Origin of the sequence: Rhodovulum steppense (assembly GCF_004339675.1) — a bacterium.
GTDB lineage: Bacteria > Pseudomonadota > Alphaproteobacteria > Rhodobacterales > Rhodobacteraceae > Rhodovulum > Rhodovulum steppense.
Genome location: NZ_SLVM01000010.1, coordinates 82,236 through 99,867, shown reverse-complemented (window position 1 = coordinate 99,867; position 17,632 = coordinate 82,236). Strand labels below are relative to the sequence as shown.

The following is a 17,632-nucleotide window of genomic DNA, read 5'->3' as shown; positions in this document are numbered from 1 at the left end:
GAGGCCCCCATGCTGCGCACCTATCATTCCATCCTGTCGCTGACCGCCACGGCATCCGCCCTGGTCGCGGCCGGCGATCTGGTCGGGTTCAACGACGCCCCGATCGTTCTCGAGGATCAACCCGTCAAGGGTGTGGCCCAGAACCCCGCAACCGAGATCGGCCTGGACGTGGCGCTGACCGCCATCGGCTTCGAGACCGTGACCGCCTCGGGGCCGATCACGCCGGGCGCGAAACTCGTGTCGGCCGCCGGAGGGGGCGTCAAGGTCGCCGGTGCCGGTGCCGCCAACATCTTCGCCACCGCCCTGACCGCCGCTGCGGACGGGGAACTCGTCCAGATCCTGATCCGCTGAGGAGCGACACAGTCATGAACCAACCCGTCAACCAGCGCACCGCGGCGGTCGTCGATCCGATCCTGTCGACCCACGCCCGCGGCTACCGCAATCTCGAGTTCATCTCGCACCTGCTGTTTCCGCGCGTGACGATCCCGAACCGGTCGATGCGGGTCATCAAGTTCGGCAAGGAGAGCTTCCGCAAGCTGAATACCCGCCGCGCGCCCGGCGCCGACAAGAAGCGCATCCAGTACGGCTATGCGTCCGACCCCGTCGCGCTGATCCAGGATGCGCTGGAGGGCGTGGTGCCGATCGAGCACCAGGAAGAGGCGATGAGCGTGCCGGGCATCGACCTGGGCCAGGGTGCCGTCAACATGGTGCTCGACGTCGTCGATCTCGGCCACGAATACGAGGCCGCCCAACTGGCCCGCAACGCCGCGAACTACGATTCGAACCACAAGCTGCCGCTGGCGGGCTCCGCGCGCTGGACGAGCCCCACATCGGTGCCCTCGGAAGACATCGACGAGGGCAAGGAGGCGATCCGCCGCTCGATCGGGCGCTATCCGAACACGCTGGTTCTGGGCCCCACGGCGTTCAACGGGCTCAAGCGCAATCCGAGCGTCAAGGAGCAGTTCAAGTACACGTCGAAGGAAAGCATCACCGCCGAGATGCTGGCAGCCTATTTCGACATCAAGCGCGTGATCGTCGGCAAGGCGGTCTGGCTGCCCGAGACTGCGGATGACGCGACGCTGGCGACCGATGTCTGGGGCGACGACGCGATCCTCGCCTATGTCCCCGAAGCGGGCGACACGTTCCAGGTCCCGTCCTACGGCTATACCTACGAGCTGCGCGGCTATCCCCAGGTCGAGCAGCCGTATTTCGAGCGCTCGAACGACAGCTGGATCTACCCGATCAAGGTCGAGCGCCGGGTCTACCTGACCGGCGCCGAGGGCGGGTTCCTGTTCCAGGGTGCCGGCGGACCGGCGGCGTGACGATGGCCGAGCGGGTCTCCATCACGCTGATCGGGCGGGCCAAGGTCGACGGCCAGCTCCACCGCGCGCTTGACGTCATCACGGTCTCGCCCGTGATCGCCGCGCAGCTGCGCGCGGCGGGCGTGGTGGCGCCCGAGCAGAATACCCAGCGAGGCGGCGAAGACAGCCCCGAGCCGCAAGGCGCCAGGGCCGAGCCGCGCCTTGAGGCGACCGGCGAAGAACCGGCGCCAGCGGGGGAGGCCGCGGCCTCCCCCGCACCGAAATCCCGGCCCCGCAAGGCCCGGGCGACGAAGGGCTAGCCCTTCCTGCCCGGGGGCGGTCCGCCGCCCCCGGGATCCCGACCAGACAGGACGAGGTACAAGCTGATGAAGCTTCTGAATGAAGAACAGGCGAATGCCATTCTGGCGTTTTTCGAAAGCTTCGACCTTCGCGTGACAGGCGCCTGGGCGCAGGTCGAAGAAGGCATGCGGGAGGATTTCGGCATCGAGGACCCCGAAGCGGCAATCGAAGATGCAAAGGTGGCCCTGCAATGAGCAAGCATGCCGGCCTGCCCGTCCAGGGCTACCGCCCCCAAAGTGGCGATGCCGTCGAGACGGTGAATGTCAACAAGACCTTGGAAGAGCGCGTGTTGCGCCAGCTCGACGCGCTCGCCGCCGATCCCGCGACCGACAAGCGCTGGCTCGCGATCGGTCGCACCGCGATCGAGCAGGGCTTCATGGCCGTCAACCGCGCGGTGTTCCAGCCCGGCCGCATCCCGCTGCCCGAGGACGAGGCCTGAGCGATGGCCCGTCCCGCCCCGATCACCGCCGCCGACCTGCGCCGGGCCGCCGCCCGGGTCCGCGCCCAGGCCGCCCTGGTCGCCCGTGACGGCGGGGCGATCGACGCGGGCGCCTTCAATGTCCGGGTGCGCCAGTCGTCTGGCACGCATGTTGTGCGCGGCGCGGGGATCGTGGCCTCCTGCACGGAGGGCTATCTTCGCGCGTTCCGTGTCTGGGCCGACAAGGCCGAGGCCCGCGCCGTCGAGATGGAGGCGGGCGGATGAGCTATGCCGTCCTGGCTGACCTGATCGCGCGGGCCGGTCACGTCGAAATCCTGCAGGTCGCGGATCGCGACGGTCTGGGCGTCCCCGATCCGGATGTGATCGCCGCCGCCCTGGCCGATGCGGACAGCACCATCAACGGCTATGTCCGCGTGAAATACGCCCTCCCGCTGCCCGGCACGCCGAGGTTGCTGAACACCTGGGCGGTCTCGATCGCGCGGTACGTGCTGCACCGCGACGGCGCGCCCGACCATGTCACCGCGGATTACAAGGATGCCATCGCCGGGCTGAAGGACGTTGCGCGCGGCCTGATCACCTTGCCCGACGCCGCCGGAGAAACCCCGGCCGAGGTTGCCGGCACCCATGTCGCCGCCTCGCCGCGCGAGGTCTTCACGCGCACCCATCTCAGGGGGTGGCGATGATCGGGGCGGTCGTCCAGCGCCTGGTCTCGGCCGCACCGGAGCTGGCCGGGGTCGAGGTCGCCGAGGATGTCGAGGCGCTGGCCAAGGGCACGGCTGCCGCGCATGGCACATGCTTCGTGATCCCTTACCGGGAACGGGCCCGGCCAAACCAGATCGCAACCGGCGGGTATCGTCAGCTCGTCCAGACGCAGATCCTGACTGCCTTCGTCGTGCGCCACCACAACGACGCCCGCGGGGCCGAGCGCGCAGCCATGTTCGACGGGCTCAAGCGCGCGGTCGAGGTTGCGCTGGCCGGCTGGCTGGCCGACGAGTGCGAAAATCCGTTCGAGCTGGTCGGTGGCGAGAGCAGCCCGCTTGCCACAGGCGTCAGCATTTACGTCCAGACGTGGGAAACCACGCGATTTCTGACGGGGGAATGACATGGGCACGACTACCGACCCGACGAAACCGACAAGCGGAGGCAGCTATGTCCGCGATCCCGATACGGGCGCGCTGAGCCGGGAGGGCTCTGCTGCCGCCCCGTCCAATACCGATGACGCGCCGCAGCCGATCCGGCGCATGCCCCGGAAAGGAACCTGACCATGGCCATTCGCCGCCACCGCAAGCTGGCCATCCTGCACAAGATCGAGTCGGGCTACGGCGTCGATGCCGCCCCGGCTGCGGCCGATGCCATCATCGCGACCAACGTGACCATCACGCCGATCGAGGCGGACGAGGTCTCGCGCGACCTGATGCTGCCCTACATGGGCCAGCAGGGCATCACGCTGGAGGGCCAGCACGCCAAGATCGAGTTCGACGTCGAGATCGCAGGTGCCGGTGCCGCGGGCACCGTGCCGCGCTACGGCTCGCTGCTGCGGGTGTCGGGCATGGCCCAGATCATCGATCCCGGCGTCAAGGTGACCTACCAGATCGTCGAGGACGACACCGAGTCGGGCTCGCTCTACTTCGTGTCGGACAAGGTCCAGCATGTGATGCTGGGCTGCCGCGCGACCTGGACGATGTCCTTCGCGCCCAAGGCCATCCCGCGCTTCCGCTTCTCGATGATCGGGATGCTGGGCACGATCACCGACCTGGCGGCAATGCCCGCGGTGACCATGGCGGGCTGGACCACGCCGGCGACGGTGTCGAAGGCCAACACGACGATGACGCTGCATGGCTGGTCCTCGGTCGCCGAAAGCCTGAGCCTCGATCTGGGCAACACGCTCGTGCCCCGGTTCCTGATCGGCGACGAGGAAATGATGATCGGCGACCGCTCGAGCTCGGGCAGCGCGGTTGTCGTCGCCCAGCCGCTGTCGGTCGTGAACTGGTTCGAGCGGGCACAGGCCCGGACGCGCGATGCCCTGTCGCTGGTGCATGGCAAGACGGCCGGCAACATCGTCGAGGCCGCCTCCCCTGCCGTCGAGATCGGCAAGCCCACCCAGGGCGAGCGCGACGGCATCGTCAACTATTCGCTGCCGCTCTCGCTGTGCCCGCTGACCGGCATGGACGAGATCGCGCTGATCGTCCGCTGAGAGGTTGCCATGAAGTTTCGCCTGTCCAGCACCGCGCCGCGCTACTGGTGGCCCGTCAAGGTGCGCATCCCCGATCCTGATCGGCCCGGCGCCGTCGTCACGCAGGAACTGAAGGTCCAGTTCGAGGCCCGCACGCGCGAGGCGACGCTGGCCGCGCAGGAAGAGTACGCAGCACTCACGACGGATCGGGACCGCGCCGCGCATGAACATGCCGAACTGCGCGGCATCGTGAAGAACTGGGACGATGTCGTCGACGACGAGGGCGGGGCCGTCGCCTTCAGCGACGAGGCGTTCGAGGCTGCGCTTCAGCACGTCTGGTTCCGCACCGCGCTTTACCGGGCCTTTGTCGAGAGCTCGGCCGGCGAGGAGGCGCGTCTGGGAAACTGAGGGAGGCGGCGCGCGCCTGGGCGCGCGACCGCCTCGGGATCGCAGACCCGGCCAGACCCGCGTCGATCGACGCCGATCTGGCCAGCGATTTCGCGGCGATGGGCGTGGACCTGGCCGAAACGGGGATCGAGACGGAAGAGGACGAATTCGAGGTGTGGCAGTCGAACTGGGACAGCGTTGTGGCATTTCTCGCCTGCGAGACCCAGTGGCGTCTGGCCGCGGGTCTGGCGGGCGCGGTCTGGCTCGGGCTGGACTATGGCGCGGTCGACATCGTGCTGCGTCACCATCACCTGCCCTCCGGCGTGTTCGTGGACATCCAGTTCATGGAGCGCGCGGCGATGGCCGTGCTGAACGGGGCGCGCGATGGCTGAGAAGCTGGTCTATTCCATCTTCTTCACGGCCAAGGCCGACCAGGTCAAGGCGGCCGCCAACGATGTGAAGCGCGACCTGGCCGCCGTTGCTGGAGAGGCGCGCGGCTCGGCCGAGGCGGCCCGCCACTATTCGCAGGCCATCGAATCCAGTTCGGCCGCAGCGCGTGCGGCGGCCGTCGCCACCCAGACCGGGGCGGGCGCGGTGAAGCAGATCGGCCAGGCCAGCGCGCTCAGTGCCGGACAGGTCGCAAACCTGGGCTACCAGTTCAACGATATCGGCGTGATGCTCAGCGCCGGGCAATCGCCCCTGATGCTGGCCATGCAGCAAGGCACGCAGGTCGCCCAGATCCTGGGCCCGATGGGGGCGGCCGGTGCTGTCAGGGCGCTCGGGGCCGCATTCGTGCAGGTGCTGAGCCCGGTCAACCTGGTCACCATCGGCACGATCGCCGCCGGCGCGGCGCTGGTGCAGTGGATGACAGGCGCGCGCGACGAGGCACTGTCGCTGGCCGACGCGGTCGACCGCCTGGCCGACACGACCAAGTCCTGGCGGGACGCCGTCGATCAGGGCGGTCTGGACAAGCTGTTCAAGCAGTTCGGCGACGTCACCCCGGACATCATCCGGATGAATCGCGAGTTGCAGGATCTCCGCCTGCGCCAGCTGGCGCTCGATGCGGCCGAGGCGGCCAAGACCCTCTCGGACGTGTTCGAGCGCGACGGCTTCCTGAAGACCGGCGCCCGGCAGCTGCAAGACCTGTTCGGACTGTCGCTGGGCCAGCTCGCCCAGATGCAGGCGCTGATGCGGCGGATCGGCGAGGCCGACACGATCGAGGCACAGATCGCCGCGATCGACAGGATGCAGGCCGCCATTCTCGGGGCGACCGGCGGCGTCGAGAACATGACGCGAGAGCAGGCCGAGTTCTATTCCGAGACGCTGAGGGCTGAAGAGGCGCTGCGGGCCGCGGCCGCCGCGACAAGCGGTGCGATCGGACAGACGGACGCCTGGGCCTCGGCGATGGCCGGTGTCAGGTCCGAGGTCGATGCCATCCTGGCCTCGCTGTCGAGCCTGGGCGGCACCGCCCTGAGCAATGCCTCGAAACAGGCGGAGCTGCAGGCACTGCAGGCCGGCAAGAGCGTGCGGGAGGCGGCGCGCGCGGCCCAGGAGTTCCGCCGCGAGGCCGAGTTCGACGCCCGGGCGCAGGGTGCCAACTGGTTCGAGCGCCAGGTCATCGAGTTCGAGCGCGGCGTTGCGCGATACGGCGATGCGCTCGACCGCCAGCTCGACCAGGAGCGCGAGGCCGCGCGCGAGCGGGATCGTCCGGCCCGGTCCGGCGGTGGTGGCGGATCGAGCGGGGTCGATCTCGGACTCGCCGACGCACAGCGCCTTTACGACCAGACCCGGACGGCGGCCGAGCAATACGCCGCCGAGGTCAAGCGCATCAACGACCTGCACCGTCTCTTCCCATCCATCGTCACCGAAGACGTCAAGGGGCGCGCGCTCGACAAGCTGAAGGAGGATTACACGGAGCTTGGCCAGTTGGGAAAGGATGCCGCGGCCGCCATCCGTCAGGCATTCGACGGCATCTTCGACGATCCGAAACGGGCGGCGCAGGACCTGGCCGCCCAACTCGCCAAGATGGCGCTCTTCCAGCAAATGGCCACCTGGTTTCCGTCCGTCTTCGGGGCCAGCGGCGCGGTGCCGCTGGTCTCGCGTGCCGGGGGTGGCCCGATCTCCGGGCCCGGCACGTCCACCTCGGACAGTATCCTGATGTTGGCCTCGGATGGCGAGTACATGGTCAATGCCGCCTCTACCGCGCGGTATCGTCCGCTGCTCGAGGCGATCAATTCCGACCGGACCGGCCAGATGCTGCATGCGCTGCCGCGGCGCGCGGCGGGCGGTATCGTTGGCGGTGGGGCAGCCTGGGCGGCACCCGTGGCCGCGCTGAGAACGGCCTCCGGGCAGACCGCGGCCAACGCCGGACAACGCGGAACCGTGGTGCAGGTGAACAACTACGGCACCGATCCGGCCACAACCGAACGCCGAACGGGACCGAACGGCGAAGAGCTGATCGAGGTGGTCGTCGGACGGCAATGGGCGCGCGGGCGCTATGACAAGGCCGCGCGGTCCCGGCACGGCGTCGCGCCCGAACCGGTGCGGAGGTAAGGGATGGCTCTGCCCCTCTGGCCCGTCGACCTGCCCCAGGCCCCCGAGCGCCGCTCCTGGAGCGGCGGACCGCGCGAGGATCGCGCCGTTTTCGAGCCGGACGTGGGGCCCCCTTTGCTGGCAGCGCGTACCACGGCCGATACCTGGGAGTGGAACGGTACGTTTCCGATGCTGACCCGCGCTCAGGTGCAGATCTTCTACGCCTTTTGGGGGGTGGACCTGCGTCGCGGAACGTTGCCGTTTCTGTGGATCGACCCGGTCCTGCACGACGAGGCCCGCTGGATCTTCGGGGCGGCACAGGATCGTGCCTGGTCGATCATCGCAAGCGGCGGGCGCCATTTCGACCTGTCGCTGACGCTGATCCGGTTGCCGGGGTGACGCCATGAGACCGATCCCCGCGACCATCCGCGAAACCCTCGAACGCTCGTCGATTCCTGACGCCCTGCTCGCGTTCCTGACGATCGAGCACGAGAACCTGCCCGAACCGATATTGGCCGTCAGCGATGTGCTCGACTATGTGTGGCGCGGGCATGTCTTCCAGGGCGTTCCGTTCGGTTTCAGGCTGGCCTCGGACAACGATGCCGCGCCGACGGCCGAGCTGCGCGTGAAGAATGTCGACCGCGTCCTGGGCGAGGCGGTGCGCAGGCTGCCCGGCCGGGCGCGGATACGGGTCGAGCTGCTGTCATCGGCCGATTTCGACCTGACCGCCGTGCCCCGCACCGAAATCGGGACCGCGACACCGATTTACGCCATGCGACATTTCGAGCTGATCGACGTAACCGGCCAGCCGATCGAGGTGACGGGGACGGTGATGCTGCGCGACTATGCGCAGGAGCCGTGGCCGGGCGTGTCAGCCACGGCTTCGCGCTGCCCGGGGCTGTTCCGATGAGCTGGTGGGCAGGATATGTCGGGATCCCGTTCGAGGACGGCGGGCGCGGGCGGTGCGCCTGCGATTGCTGGGGTCTGGTGCGGCTGGTCCATGCCGAATGCCTCGGGGTCGAGCTGCCCTCCTATGGCGAGATCAGCGCGCGCGACCTGGTCCGCGTGGCGCGCGCGATCGGGGCCGGGCAGGCCGATCCGTGCTGGGAGGTCGTGGACATCCCGGCGGCATTCGACGTCGTGCTGATGCGGGCGCGGGGCGATTCCCGATCCGTCGCGCATGTCGGCATCGCCGTCGATGCCGACAGGCTCCTGCATACCGAGGCCGCGACGGGCTCGGTTGTGGTGCCGCGGTCGCATCTGTCGGTCGCCGGGCGGGTCATGGGCTTCCGGAGGTACCGGAAATGACCGTTCTGGCCGTTCACCGCCCGCCCTTCGCCTTCGAGCCGCAGGTCGCCTGGCTGCCCGAGGGCCTGAGCCTGCTCGAGATGGTCGGGCGCATGCGCGGTCTGCCTGAGGATTTCAGCGAGCGCGGGATCATCTGCATCAACGGCCACCCGGTCCCGCGCGCGGCCTGGGCGCTGGTGCGGCCCAAGGCGCAGGCCAATGGCCGGCCGGTCGAGGTGACCTTCCATGCGGCGCCAATGGGCGGGGGGCGGGACGGCAAGAACGTCTTTGCCGTGGTGGCGAGCTTCGCGCTGATGGCCGCCACGGGCTGGATCGCGGCGGGCGGGTTGAAGACCGCCGGGGGACTGTTCGCCGCGGGCAGCCCCAGCGCAACGCTTCTCGCAGCGGGCGTCAGCTATGCCGGGTCGCTGCTGCTGTCGTCGCTGGTGTCGACGCCCATGGCGCGCCAGCAGCAACGCAAGACGCGCAATCCGGGCGATGCCGGTGCGGCGGGCAACCTGCTGGAGGCGAACGCCCCTGTCCCGCGGGTCGTCGGCGAGATGAAGGTCTTTCCGCCGCTGGCCGCCGAACCGCTGGTCTATTTCGACGGCCCCGACGAGGTGGTCGAAGCGGCATTCGTGCTCGCCGGGCCGCATCGGATCGAGGATATCCGCGTCGGAACCGCCGCAATCGGCACGCTCAGCGGTGTGGATTACGAGGTGCGCGAAGGCTGGCCGGGGGACTCGCGCATATCCCTGCTGCGTCGCCAGGCCCGGACCGAGGCGCTGCAGACCGAACTGCGTGGTCACCAGGTGGGCGACGACGGGCTGACGCTGGACAGCGCCACCGGCGATACGGCCAGTGCGTTGCCGCAGGCCGTGGCATTCGCCACGCGCGATGCGCCGGACGAACACTGGCTGCACCTGGTGTTCCCGGGCGGGCTGCATCGCAACGGCGACGATGGGCTGGCCCTGCGCGTGCCCCTGCGGCTCCGGATGCGGCGGCTCGGCACCGAGAACTGGATCGAGCTGCCCGAACTGCATTTCCAGGGCTCGGATGTCCGGCAGATGCGCAGCACGATCCGACTGATCTGGGCCGATGACGCCACGACCTCGCCTGGCGCCTCGCCCGGCGAAGGCTGGGTCCATGCCCGCGTGACGGCGCCGGGCCAGACGGTTGCGCCCGCCTCGGACGACTGGGCAGCGCATCCGTATTTCGCGGGCGCGGGCGATCCGTGGCTCGATGCCGGCAATATCGGCGGCACCGGCGTCCGGCATGTGATCATGTCGCGCTACGAGGCACGGATCATGCTCGATCCTGCCGTGTTCCCGAAGGGGCGCTACCAGATCGAGATCCGCCGCGGGGCGGCCTTCCGGGCATCGACCTTCTCGGCCGCGGGCTACACGGTGGACGGGTCGGTGTGGGATTTCTGGGGCGTCAGGGGGACGCCCGGGAAGATCGTCTACAACCGGAACGGCGTCATGGATACGCTGCAGCTGGTGCGCTCGGTCTCGGTCTGGAACGAGCACCCGCTGCCCACCGATGCCCTGGCCATCGTGGCGGTGCGCGCACGCAACCGCAATCTCGAGTCGCTCAGTTGCCGGGCGGGCGGCTATGTGCGCGACTGGAACGGCTACGCCTGGGCCGACTGGACGGTGACCGACAACCCCGCCCCGCACCTTCGGGCGATCTGGACCGGCGCGCAAAACCTGGACCCGGTTCCGGCCGACATCATCGACGATGACGACCTCGTCCAGTGGCGCGCGGCCTGCGACGATCTGGGCTACCGTTGCAACGCGATCTTCGACGGGCAAACCGTCATGGAAGCGGCCGAGATCGTCGCAGGCTGTGGCTATGCCAAGCCCCGCATGTCCGAACGCTGGGGCGTTGCGCGCGACCTGGACCGCTCGGCCGAGGCCCCCGTCCAGATCTTCACGCCCCGGAATTCCTCGGGCTTCGAGTGGACGAAGGCTTTCCCGCGCCTGCCGCACGGGTTCCGCGTCAGCTTTTCTGACGCCGAGCGGGACCATGACACCCGCCAGATCATGGTGATGCGGCCCGGCTACAGCGACGATTCCGGGCTGGTCGAACAGGTGCGGTACGCCGGGCTGGTCACCGAGGCCGAGGTGCGCAAGCGCGCGAAATACGACCTCGCCCAGGCCGACATGCGCGGGGTCTATTACACGCTCTCGGCACCGGCCGAGGCAATCGTCTGCAGGCGCGGCGACCTGGTCGGTGTCGTGCATGACACGCTCTCGGCGCAGGCCGGGGCCGGTCGGGTGATGGATGTGGCCCTCGACGGGGGCAATGTCGCCGCGATCCGCCTGGACAACCCTGTGCCCGTCTCGAACGAGCCCGACCTGCTGGCTGTCACGGACATGCTGGCTGTCACGGACATGCGGGCCATCGGCCGGCGCACCGGGGCCGCGATCCGGCGCACAACCGGCACGGTCACCGTGCATGCCGTCGCGGGCGGCACCGGCGAAACGGATGTCCTGGAGTTCGACCCGCCGATACCGGCCGCCGGGATCGCAGAGGACGTGCTGGTCGCGGTGGGCGATCTGGGGCGCGAGATGCTGCGTGCGGTGGTCTTCGCGGTCGAGCCACGGGCGGATTTCATGGCCAGCCTGACGCTGGTCGACGAAGGAAAGGAGCTGTGGGCCTGATGGGAACGCGCGACATCTTCTCCGGGTCTTCGGCCGGACCGATTCCCGGCCCGAGCTTCCTGGATCAATACGCGATGCACATGGCGGCGCTGTACCGCGCCAGCTGCTTCCCGCTGACGGGGGTGGCGGGGGTGAACACCATCACGGCCACGCTGGAGCCGCCGCTGGGGGCCAGCGGGCTGATCGACGGCATGCGGTTCGGGATCAGCTGGGCGTCGGTCAACACGGGCGGCATGACGCTGTCGATCGGGGGGCTGCCGCCGGTGCCGGTGCTGGATGCCGAAGGCGCGACGCTTCTCCCGGGCTCCGTCAGCGCGGGGCTGCGCAGCACGCTGGAATATGTCGGCGGGGCATTCCGGGTGCAGAGCCCGTTGTTGGCCGGTGCGTCAGCCGACGCGGGCTCCTTCTACTGGCAGTTCGAAGTGTCCGGGACGTGGACCAAGCCGGGCGGGTTGCACGATAATCGGTTGGTGCGGGTGCACGCGATCGGTGCGGGTGGCGGCAGCAGCGGCTATACTCCGGGAGGTGGCGGCGCGTGTGCGATAGGGATTTTCCGTGCGGCGGAGCTTCCCGGTACGGTCAGCATATTGATAGCCGCTGGTGGCGTTGGGCGCACAGACAACAACCCTGCGGGCAGCGCAGGCGACACCACTTTCGGATCGCTTTTGACGGGCTACGGCGCTGGGGCGATGGCCTCGGGCTCCTCGCAGCCAGCCACTCCAGGGGGGATGTTTGCGCGCGGCTTGGGCGGTGGCTGGAACGCCTATCACTGCGGCGGATATTCCGATCCGGCGGATGAGGGCAGGAAGCATAGCTGGTGGGGCGGGGCCGGTGGGGCGCGCGGGACCGATGGGGGTGGCCTATCCGCATTCGCCGGGCGGGGCGGCAACCTCAACGAGGGCGGAGTCGCGCCCGGCGGTGGCGCGGGGCGGCGCACGTCGGGCGGGCCGTATAACGGCGCGCGTGGCGAAGTGAGGATCTGGATATGAGGCTGGCACAGGTCGAGGCAGGCGTCGTTGTCAACGTGATTGAGGCTGCACCCGGCGCGGTGCCCGACTGGGCCGCAGGCTGGCCCGAGGCGGGCGAGGCCGGGCCGGGCTGGTCCTATGCCGACGGCGTGTTCACGCCCCCGCCTGAACCCCCGCCCGCGGTGCCCGAGACGATCCGGGTGATCCAGTTCGTCCGGGCGATGCGGCTGACGCGCCCCGACGGGTCCGAGATCGACCCGGACACGGGATATGCGGGCCCGACCGCCTGGGACACACATCGCGCCACGATCGAGGCGCATCCGGACTGGGGCTACATCACCGATATCCCGCGCCACGACCCGCTGACGCTGGCCGTCGCGGCGACCATGGGGGCGTCGGCCGAGCAGATGGACGCGATCTGGATCAGGGGGGCGGCGCTGTGATCCGCACCCCGCCTGAAAACCTAGCGACAAAGGAGACCAACAGATGACCACCTATTCCAATGGCCTGTACGACGCGGGGCTTCAGGTGCTTCGCGATGCCGTGACGCCTCGTCTGCACCTGTGCAGCCAGGAGCCGACGACCTATGCGCAGGCTGCGACCACCTACAAGCTGGGGACCAAGATCGCCCCGTCGATCAGCGCACAGGCGAACCGGACCGGCGGCGGGCGGAAGGTGGACATCGCCACCTTCACGGACGGGACCATCGACGCGACCGGCACAGGCACCCATTGGGCGCTGGTCGATGCCTCGAACAGCCGTCTGCTGGTCACGCTGCCCGTCCCGGCGCCCCAGGAGGTGACCGAGGGCAACCCGATGGCACTGACCAGCGCCATCGAGATCGGCTTCGCACCGGCGGCGTGATGACGAATCCGCGGGCGCCAGTCGGGACCGGCAGGCCGGGTCGCGCCCGCGACCCGGTGGCCGCTTTCCGCGCCACGCTCGAGGATATGCGCCCGCGCGACGCGGTGGACCACGCCGTCCACGTTTTCGCAGAGCTGACCGGGCAGGCCAGCGCGACCGTCGGGGTCTGGCCGGACCGGCACCTGCCCGGGATGGAGCGCGCCCTTTTCTGTCTGCTCTATCGCCGCGAGGGCCGGATCGTGTCGGGCGAGGCGCTGCGCGCCGCGCTCTGGCCCGACAGAGACGACGGCGGCAGCGACAACGGGCTGCGGGTGCTGGCCCACTACCTGAAAAAGCGAATGCGCGGCGTCGCTGTCATCGAGTGCGTCATTGGCGAGGGATACCGCCTGGTGCGCGCCCCCGGAACCCTTTTTCCATGGGAGACTGACCTATGAGCCTATCGAAATTCCCTGCCGTCATGCCGCAGGCCGCGGCGGCCGTGATCGAGGCGGCCGATGCGCTGCGCTATATCCAGTCCAGCACGGGCGATCTGCGACTGCGGGACATCGACCGGGCCAATGACGCGATGCGGGCGGCGAAATCCCTGTGTCTGTCGGCTCTGGTCGAGGGGCAGAAACAGCCCGCCGCGAGCGCGGCGTTCATGGCCAGCATCGGCGGCCCGGGCACGCTGGCCGAGTTCGCCGGGCATCTGGCGCAGATCGACGCGGCCGCGACCACCTGGAATGACGCATGGTCGGGGTGGCTGGACACGCTGGAGGTCAGCGACCTGATCCAGTCCGCCACGCTGGATCGCGACGGGATCGAGACGCGCTATATCGCCCGAACCGAGGTGATCGGGGACGCCAAGGCCGCGCCTCTGCGCGGGTCGCAGGCGCTGGCCGATCTGGTGGCCGCGCTGGCGGGGGTGGGGGCGTGAAGGATAGCCTGCCCGCCCCTGTCGCTGCGCTGGTGCGGATCATGCCGCCGTGGCTGCGCGGCCTGTTCCTGACGCCCTCGGCTTTCCCGGACGATCCGCGGAAATATGCCCGCAATCAGGTGCTCCACTTCGCCCTGGTGGGCGCCCTGCCCGTGGCCCTGATCGGCGCGTGGTTCGCCCCCGTCTCGCTCGCGCTCTATGCGGGCTGGGAGTGGCTGCAATGGCGCTATCTGGGCGGCGAACTGTCCGATGGGCTGGAAGACATGGCGTTCCAGAGCGCAGGCGTGATCCTGTGCGTCACGCTGGTCTGGCCGCTGCTGGTGCCGATGGGGCTGATCCTCGGCGCGGGCGTGGCGCTGCGACGGGGGCTGTAATCCATGGCCTATGCCGTAATTTCCGGGTTCTCTGGCGTCGGGGCCAGCAAGACGACCGTCGAAATCGGCGGTGTCAGCTACGATGTCTATGAGTTCCCGGCCGATGGCTCGGTCGAGGTCGAGACGCCGGGGGACGTGGATTACCTGATCGTCGGCGGTGGTGGTCGCGGCGGGGTTGGGCGCTACGGTGCTGGCGGGGGCGGTTCGGGCGGGGATGTCCTGACGGGGACGGTATCCGTATCGCAAGGGGCGCACTCGCTGATTGTGGGTGCCGGTGCTGCTGGCGCTGGGTCGCTGACGCTGGCGACAATCAAGGGCGGAAATACCTCTGCATTAGGCATGACCGCGCTGGGGGGTGGTTGGGGAGGCGGTGATCCAAACCTGCCATCAGCGCATCAGGCGCCATCAGACGGTGGTGGCGGTGGTGCCCGTAACGACAACGCCAGCCTGTACGGGGCCGATCATCCGACAGGATTTTTTGGTGGCGACGGTGCTCGCCCCGCGGTCAGTGGACGGGGCGCCGACCCCCAGCGGGCAAGCGGCGGAGGTCGCGGCGCTGGCGGTGATGGTGGCGATGGCATCGTCGGCATTTCTGGGGGGGCTGCTGGTCCGGGTGTCGTCAGCACGATCAACGGCCTGACGATAGAGTATGGTCGAGGGGGTGCCGGGAGGATCTCATCAGAGCGGGATGTGGGCGCCCCCGGCGCTACTCCGGGTAGCGGCGGGGGTGGAGGAGCACACGACCTTGGTGTGGCTGAAGTGCGACAAGGCGGCTCCGGCGCAGATGGCATCGTCATCCTGCGCGTTGCCACGCCGAGCGGCGAGACGACACCCGACGAAATCGGCGGCGGATCGGTCGCATCGGCGGCGAGCGTCGCGGGCGGATCGCTGGGGCAGACCCATCTGATCGCAGGTGCAGCTATTGCCGCGCTGGCGGTCATTGCTGGCGGCGGGCTTGGGCAGTCGCACGCGGTCGCTGGCGGGGTAGTCTCGTCCGCCTCTGCTGTAGCGGGCGGCGGGCTTGGGCAATCCCACCTGATCGGTGGGGGCGCAGTCGCGGCCGCCGCAGCATCATCCGGCGGGGCAATCGGAGCCATCGACGAAATCGACGGCGGGGCCGTGTCCTCTGACGCTGTCGTGGCGGGCGGCGGGCTTGGGCAGACCCATCGGATCGGCGGGGCCGATGCCGTGGCGCGGGCTGCTGCTGCTGGCGGCGGGCTGTCGCCCATCGACGAGATCGACGGCGGGGCGATTGCATCGGCGGCGAGCGTGATCGGCGGTGCGCTGGGGCAGGTGCATGCCTTTGCCGCGGCGGTCGCAGCCTCGCCCATCGCAGTCGCGGGCGGCGCGCTGGGTCAGGTGCACCGGATCGGTGGCGCAGCAACCGCAGCCCCGGCCTGGGTCGCGGGCGGCGCGTTCGCCGTTGGCGCTCTGTCCGCCCGCCGCTGGGCCCAGCCGGGCCAGACCGGCGGCATGGGATCGGTCCGCGGATACAGGAGCTGAGATGACCACGACATTCGAGATCAAGCGCGGCGATACCAGTCCGGGGTTGGAATACAAGCTGCCGATCTATTCCGAGGGCAGCGGCGTGCTGACAGGCGCCAGCGTGCGGTTCCTGATGCGTGATCGGGGGTTCAACCAGGTGGTCGACGCCCCCGCAGACATCCATGACGAAGGTGGCGTGGTGCGCTACGCTTGGGCCGATGGCGACACCGACGCCTCGGGCGTGTATTTCGCCGAATTCGAGGTCACCTATGCCGACGGCGCGGTCGAGACATTCCCGGCCGGGGGTTGGCTGACGGTGACAGTCATGCCTGATCTTGGAGGGGCGGCGCCGTGACCTTTTTGCTCACGGCGCCCAGGTTCGCGTCGCGCAGTCACCCGTTCAGATACCCCTGCACGACCGCCTCTATCGCTGCGGCATGCTTGTAGAGATCAGACGGCCCCTCGACGCGCACCTTCGTCTCGGTCTTCCCGGCGTCGAACAAGCCGACGTTCTTGGTGGTCGGCGAGTTGAAGTAGAGACGACAGATCGGGCGGCGGTTGTTGTCGTCCATCAGGATGGCGCAGTAGCTTTTGGCGTCCCGCATCGTGATCCGCTCGATCGGGGCGATCCTGGCAGCAATGGCTCGGACGATCATGAAGCCCTCGCGTTCTTCGTCGGTCGTCTCGATGTCGGCATCGTCCAGCACCCGCACGGGCTCAGTCTTCTCGGCCGAGGGAGAGTGATCGCCCCGCAGCTTGATGCTCAGGGTGTCCTGGATGCGATCACGGACGATCTCGTCGAGGGCCGCCTGGATCGCGGGTTTCAGCTGCTCGGAAACGGTCTTGGTAATCGAGCCGTCATGGATTTGGCGCCCGACGAGGCGCACGAACTCGTCGTCGGGGTTGTCCATCTGCTTCTTGAGATAGGTTGCTGCGGCGCGTGTATACTTGAGGTTCGAGGCTGCCTCGATGATCGAGTCGATGGCGAAGCAGCTCTTCTGAAAGCGGGCGAGTTCCTGCACCTGCGCCTTGTCATGCTTCTGGAAGTCGAAGGTGAAGAACGGCCGCTTATCCATTTTGTTCGGCTCGTCGGTATCCGAGAAGAACCAGGCTTCCTTGCCATTTGTGAGAATGGCGAGCCGCGCCTCGGTGACATGGAAATAGCGGAAGAGCTGGTTGAACTGCGTGTCACCGAGCTTGCTGTTGATCGGCTTGGCCTCCACCAGCATGGCGATCTTGCCATCGATCCTAATCGCGAAGTCGACCTTCTCGCCCTTCTTCATGCCCACGTCGGCGACGAATTCGGGCATCACCTCTTCGAGGTTGAAGACATCGAACCCGAGCGTCTGGATAAAGGGCAGAACGACGGCGGTCTTCGTGGCCTCCTCGGTAAGTGCCTGGCGTTCGGCTGCTCTGGACCGAGCCGCCAGCGCATCAATCTTTTCGAGGAATTCGACCATAAGACCCTCCAATCGCAGTTCGATTCGCGCAATGGGGTGAGCGTGGAGCAGGCCAACGAAAGGAGTCCAGCGATTTCCCCCGAAGCGTCAGCCACGCCAGTCGGTGCGATATTCCTGACGCCCTGCGAAAATTGCCGTGCAGAAGCTGCTGCCAATCCGTGCAAAAGCTGGCGCCGCGCTACAGGATCGCGGTTCTGTTTTTGCACCGAACCCGATGCACTCGGCTAGAAATGATACCCGACTGATACCCACGCGGCAGAACGGGTAACTCACGAGCGCACAAAATGCTATTAAGTCATTGTATTTATTTAGTGTTTATGGTGCCCGGGGGCGGAATCGAACCACCGACACGAGGATTTTCAATCCACTGCTCTACCCCTGAGCTACCCGGGCACGGGTGAAGCGGTGTCGCTTCGGGTG

The 17,632-nt window shown here is 68.4% G+C and carries 26 protein-coding genes and 1 tRNA gene; 25 read left to right on the top strand and 2 right to left on the bottom strand.

Features of this window, described 5'->3' with window-relative positions; genetic code table 11:
* Positions 1-9 precede the first annotated feature (9 nt).
* From EV216_RS08615 to EV216_RS08505, 25 genes are all read left to right on the top strand, one after another.
* Positions 10-351 carry a capsid cement protein gene (locus tag EV216_RS08615; RefSeq protein WP_132694657.1) on the top strand — a complete coding sequence of 114 codons (342 nt, stop codon included), beginning with the start codon at positions 10-12 and terminating at the stop codon, positions 349-351.
* Positions 352-365: 14 nt separating this feature from the next.
* A complete protein-coding gene (locus tag EV216_RS08610) occupies positions 366-1,322 on the top strand; it encodes a major capsid protein (RefSeq protein WP_132694656.1) in 957 nt (318 codons plus the stop codon).
* 2 nt (positions 1,323-1,324) lie between these two features.
* Positions 1,325-1,621 (top strand): hypothetical protein, encoded by a 297-nt coding sequence (locus tag EV216_RS08605; protein WP_132694655.1) that lies wholly within the window; start codon positions 1,325-1,327, stop codon positions 1,619-1,621.
* Between the two features lie 66 nt (positions 1,622-1,687).
* The gene (locus tag EV216_RS18255) at positions 1,688-1,855 is read left to right on the top strand and encodes a hypothetical protein (RefSeq protein WP_165899206.1); all 168 of its coding nucleotides are present in this window, start codon (positions 1,688-1,690) and stop codon (positions 1,853-1,855) included.
* Positions 1,852-2,100 carry an Acb2/Tad1 domain-containing protein gene (locus tag EV216_RS08600; protein WP_132694654.1) on the top strand — a complete coding sequence of 83 codons (249 nt, stop codon included), beginning with the start codon at positions 1,852-1,854 and terminating at the stop codon, positions 2,098-2,100. Before EV216_RS18255 ends, EV216_RS08600 begins: the two co-directional genes overlap by 4 nt.
* A gap of 3 nt (positions 2,101-2,103) precedes the next feature.
* Positions 2,104-2,364, top strand: coding sequence for a hypothetical protein (locus EV216_RS08595; protein ID WP_132694653.1), 261 nt, complete (start codon positions 2,104-2,106; stop codon positions 2,362-2,364).
* Positions 2,361-2,783 carry a gp436 family protein gene (locus EV216_RS08590; RefSeq protein ID WP_132694652.1) on the top strand — a complete coding sequence of 141 codons (423 nt, stop codon included), beginning with the start codon at positions 2,361-2,363 and terminating at the stop codon, positions 2,781-2,783. The genes EV216_RS08595 and EV216_RS08590 overlap by 4 nt, the downstream gene beginning before the upstream one ends.
* Positions 2,780-3,202, top strand: a complete 423-nt coding sequence (locus EV216_RS08585) for a phage tail terminator protein (RefSeq protein WP_132694651.1) — start codon at positions 2,780-2,782, stop codon at positions 3,200-3,202. Before EV216_RS08590 ends, EV216_RS08585 begins: the two co-directional genes overlap by 4 nt.
* A gap of 1 nt (position 3,203) precedes the next feature.
* Positions 3,204-3,362 (top strand): hypothetical protein, encoded by a 159-nt coding sequence (locus EV216_RS18250; RefSeq protein ID WP_153749926.1) that lies wholly within the window; start codon positions 3,204-3,206, stop codon positions 3,360-3,362.
* Positions 3,363-3,364: 2 nt separating this feature from the next.
* A complete protein-coding gene (locus tag EV216_RS08580) occupies positions 3,365-4,294 on the top strand; it encodes a phage tail tube protein (RefSeq protein WP_132694650.1) in 930 nt (309 codons plus the stop codon).
* Positions 4,295-4,303: 9 nt separating this feature from the next.
* Entirely contained in the window at positions 4,304-4,681 is a 378-nt protein-coding gene (locus tag EV216_RS08575; RefSeq protein WP_132694649.1) for a hypothetical protein, read from the top strand.
* Between the two features lie 98 nt (positions 4,682-4,779).
* Positions 4,780-5,052 carry a DUF1799 domain-containing protein gene (locus EV216_RS08570; protein ID WP_132694648.1) on the top strand — a complete coding sequence of 91 codons (273 nt, stop codon included), beginning with the start codon at positions 4,780-4,782 and terminating at the stop codon, positions 5,050-5,052.
* Complete coding sequence (locus EV216_RS08565) at positions 5,045-7,213, top strand: phage tail length tape measure family protein (protein ID WP_132694647.1); 2,169 nt, start codon at positions 5,045-5,047, stop codon at positions 7,211-7,213. Before EV216_RS08570 ends, EV216_RS08565 begins: the two co-directional genes overlap by 8 nt.
* Positions 7,214-7,216: 3 nt before the next feature.
* Positions 7,217-7,591: a hypothetical protein gene (locus tag EV216_RS08560; RefSeq protein WP_132694646.1), complete on the top strand. Its 375-nt coding sequence runs from the start codon at positions 7,217-7,219 to the stop codon at positions 7,589-7,591.
* 4 nt (positions 7,592-7,595) lie between these two features.
* Positions 7,596-8,102 (top strand): DUF1833 family protein, encoded by a 507-nt coding sequence (locus tag EV216_RS08555; protein WP_132694645.1) that lies wholly within the window; start codon positions 7,596-7,598, stop codon positions 8,100-8,102.
* Positions 8,099-8,500 carry an NlpC/P60 family protein gene (locus EV216_RS08550; RefSeq protein ID WP_132694644.1) on the top strand — a complete coding sequence of 134 codons (402 nt, stop codon included), beginning with the start codon at positions 8,099-8,101 and terminating at the stop codon, positions 8,498-8,500. The genes EV216_RS08555 and EV216_RS08550 overlap by 4 nt, the downstream gene beginning before the upstream one ends.
* Positions 8,497-11,145 carry a phage tail protein gene (locus tag EV216_RS08545; RefSeq protein WP_132694643.1) on the top strand — a complete coding sequence of 883 codons (2,649 nt, stop codon included), beginning with the start codon at positions 8,497-8,499 and terminating at the stop codon, positions 11,143-11,145. The genes EV216_RS08550 and EV216_RS08545 overlap by 4 nt, the downstream gene beginning before the upstream one ends.
* Positions 11,145-12,134 carry a hypothetical protein gene (locus EV216_RS08540; RefSeq protein WP_132694642.1) on the top strand — a complete coding sequence of 330 codons (990 nt, stop codon included), beginning with the start codon at positions 11,145-11,147 and terminating at the stop codon, positions 12,132-12,134. The genes EV216_RS08545 and EV216_RS08540 overlap by 1 nt, the downstream gene beginning before the upstream one ends.
* Complete coding sequence (locus tag EV216_RS08535; protein ID WP_132694641.1) at positions 12,131-12,556, top strand: hypothetical protein; 426 nt, start codon at positions 12,131-12,133, stop codon at positions 12,554-12,556. Before EV216_RS08540 ends, EV216_RS08535 begins: the two co-directional genes overlap by 4 nt.
* A gap of 43 nt (positions 12,557-12,599) precedes the next feature.
* Positions 12,600-12,977 carry a hypothetical protein gene (locus EV216_RS08530; protein WP_132694640.1) on the top strand — a complete coding sequence of 126 codons (378 nt, stop codon included), beginning with the start codon at positions 12,600-12,602 and terminating at the stop codon, positions 12,975-12,977.
* Positions 12,978-13,033: 56 nt separating this feature from the next.
* Positions 13,034-13,411, top strand: a complete 378-nt coding sequence (locus tag EV216_RS08525) for a helix-turn-helix domain-containing protein (protein WP_165899205.1) — start codon at positions 13,034-13,036, stop codon at positions 13,409-13,411.
* A complete protein-coding gene (locus EV216_RS08520; RefSeq protein ID WP_165899204.1) occupies positions 13,408-13,893 on the top strand; it encodes a hypothetical protein in 486 nt (161 codons plus the stop codon). The genes EV216_RS08525 and EV216_RS08520 overlap by 4 nt, the downstream gene beginning before the upstream one ends.
* Entirely contained in the window at positions 13,890-14,267 is a 378-nt protein-coding gene (locus EV216_RS08515; protein WP_132694637.1) for a hypothetical protein, read from the top strand. Before EV216_RS08520 ends, EV216_RS08515 begins: the two co-directional genes overlap by 4 nt.
* Positions 14,268-14,270: 3 nt before the next feature.
* Positions 14,271-15,770 (top strand): glycine-rich domain-containing protein, encoded by a 1,500-nt coding sequence (locus tag EV216_RS18835; RefSeq protein ID WP_341539358.1) that lies wholly within the window; start codon positions 14,271-14,273, stop codon positions 15,768-15,770.
* Between the two features lies 1 nt (position 15,771).
* Positions 15,772-16,107: a hypothetical protein gene (locus EV216_RS08505; protein ID WP_132694635.1), complete on the top strand. Its 336-nt coding sequence runs from the start codon at positions 15,772-15,774 to the stop codon at positions 16,105-16,107.
* Positions 16,108-16,144: 37 nt separating this feature from the next.
* On the opposite strand, the gene EV216_RS08500 is transcribed toward EV216_RS08505, so the two are convergent.
* The gene (locus tag EV216_RS08500; protein ID WP_132694634.1) at positions 16,145-17,212 is read right to left on the bottom strand and encodes a type I restriction endonuclease; all 1,068 of its coding nucleotides are present in this window, start codon (positions 17,210-17,212) and stop codon (positions 16,145-16,147) included.
* 318 nt (positions 17,213-17,530) lie between these two features.
* Positions 17,531-17,605: transfer RNA gene (locus tag EV216_RS08495), tRNA-Phe, on the bottom strand.
* Positions 17,606-17,632 lie beyond the last annotated feature (27 nt).

Excerpts from the sequence above, each read along its gene's own strand:
- EV216_RS08615 (WP_132694657.1), top strand. The coding sequence starts at position 10 with ATGCTGCGCACCTATCATTCCATCCTGTCGCTGACCGCCACGGCATCC.
- EV216_RS08610 (WP_132694656.1), top strand. The coding sequence starts at position 366 with ATGAACCAACCCGTCAACCAGCGCACCGCGGCGGTCGTCGATCCGATC.
- EV216_RS08605 (WP_132694655.1), top strand. The coding sequence starts at position 1,325 with ATGGCCGAGCGGGTCTCCATCACGCTGATCGGGCGGGCCAAGGTCGAC.
- EV216_RS18255 (WP_165899206.1), top strand. The coding sequence starts at position 1,688 with ATGAAGCTTCTGAATGAAGAACAGGCGAATGCCATTCTGGCGTTTTTC.
- EV216_RS08600 (WP_132694654.1), top strand. The coding sequence starts at position 1,852 with ATGAGCAAGCATGCCGGCCTGCCCGTCCAGGGCTACCGCCCCCAAAGT.
- EV216_RS08595 (WP_132694653.1), top strand. The coding sequence starts at position 2,104 with ATGGCCCGTCCCGCCCCGATCACCGCCGCCGACCTGCGCCGGGCCGCC.
- EV216_RS08590 (WP_132694652.1), top strand. The coding sequence starts at position 2,361 with ATGAGCTATGCCGTCCTGGCTGACCTGATCGCGCGGGCCGGTCACGTC.
- EV216_RS08585 (WP_132694651.1), top strand. The coding sequence starts at position 2,780 with ATGATCGGGGCGGTCGTCCAGCGCCTGGTCTCGGCCGCACCGGAGCTG.
- EV216_RS18250 (WP_153749926.1), top strand. The coding sequence starts at position 3,204 with ATGGGCACGACTACCGACCCGACGAAACCGACAAGCGGAGGCAGCTAT.
- EV216_RS08580 (WP_132694650.1), top strand. The coding sequence starts at position 3,365 with ATGGCCATTCGCCGCCACCGCAAGCTGGCCATCCTGCACAAGATCGAG.
- EV216_RS08575 (WP_132694649.1), top strand. The coding sequence starts at position 4,304 with ATGAAGTTTCGCCTGTCCAGCACCGCGCCGCGCTACTGGTGGCCCGTC.
- EV216_RS08570 (WP_132694648.1), top strand. The coding sequence starts at position 4,780 with ATGGGCGTGGACCTGGCCGAAACGGGGATCGAGACGGAAGAGGACGAA.
- EV216_RS08565 (WP_132694647.1), top strand. The coding sequence starts at position 5,045 with ATGGCTGAGAAGCTGGTCTATTCCATCTTCTTCACGGCCAAGGCCGAC.
- EV216_RS08560 (WP_132694646.1), top strand. The coding sequence starts at position 7,217 with ATGGCTCTGCCCCTCTGGCCCGTCGACCTGCCCCAGGCCCCCGAGCGC.
- EV216_RS08555 (WP_132694645.1), top strand. The coding sequence starts at position 7,596 with ATGAGACCGATCCCCGCGACCATCCGCGAAACCCTCGAACGCTCGTCG.
- EV216_RS08550 (WP_132694644.1), top strand. The coding sequence starts at position 8,099 with ATGAGCTGGTGGGCAGGATATGTCGGGATCCCGTTCGAGGACGGCGGG.
- EV216_RS08545 (WP_132694643.1), top strand. The coding sequence starts at position 8,497 with ATGACCGTTCTGGCCGTTCACCGCCCGCCCTTCGCCTTCGAGCCGCAG.
- EV216_RS08540 (WP_132694642.1), top strand. The coding sequence starts at position 11,145 with ATGGGAACGCGCGACATCTTCTCCGGGTCTTCGGCCGGACCGATTCCC.
- EV216_RS08535 (WP_132694641.1), top strand. The coding sequence starts at position 12,131 with ATGAGGCTGGCACAGGTCGAGGCAGGCGTCGTTGTCAACGTGATTGAG.
- EV216_RS08530 (WP_132694640.1), top strand. The coding sequence starts at position 12,600 with ATGACCACCTATTCCAATGGCCTGTACGACGCGGGGCTTCAGGTGCTT.
- EV216_RS08520 (WP_165899204.1), top strand. The coding sequence starts at position 13,408 with ATGAGCCTATCGAAATTCCCTGCCGTCATGCCGCAGGCCGCGGCGGCC.
- EV216_RS18835 (WP_341539358.1), top strand. The coding sequence starts at position 14,271 with ATGGCCTATGCCGTAATTTCCGGGTTCTCTGGCGTCGGGGCCAGCAAG.
- EV216_RS08505 (WP_132694635.1), top strand. The coding sequence starts at position 15,772 with ATGACCACGACATTCGAGATCAAGCGCGGCGATACCAGTCCGGGGTTG.
- EV216_RS08500 (WP_132694634.1), bottom strand. The coding sequence starts at position 17,212 with ATGGTCGAATTCCTCGAAAAGATTGATGCGCTGGCGGCTCGGTCCAGA.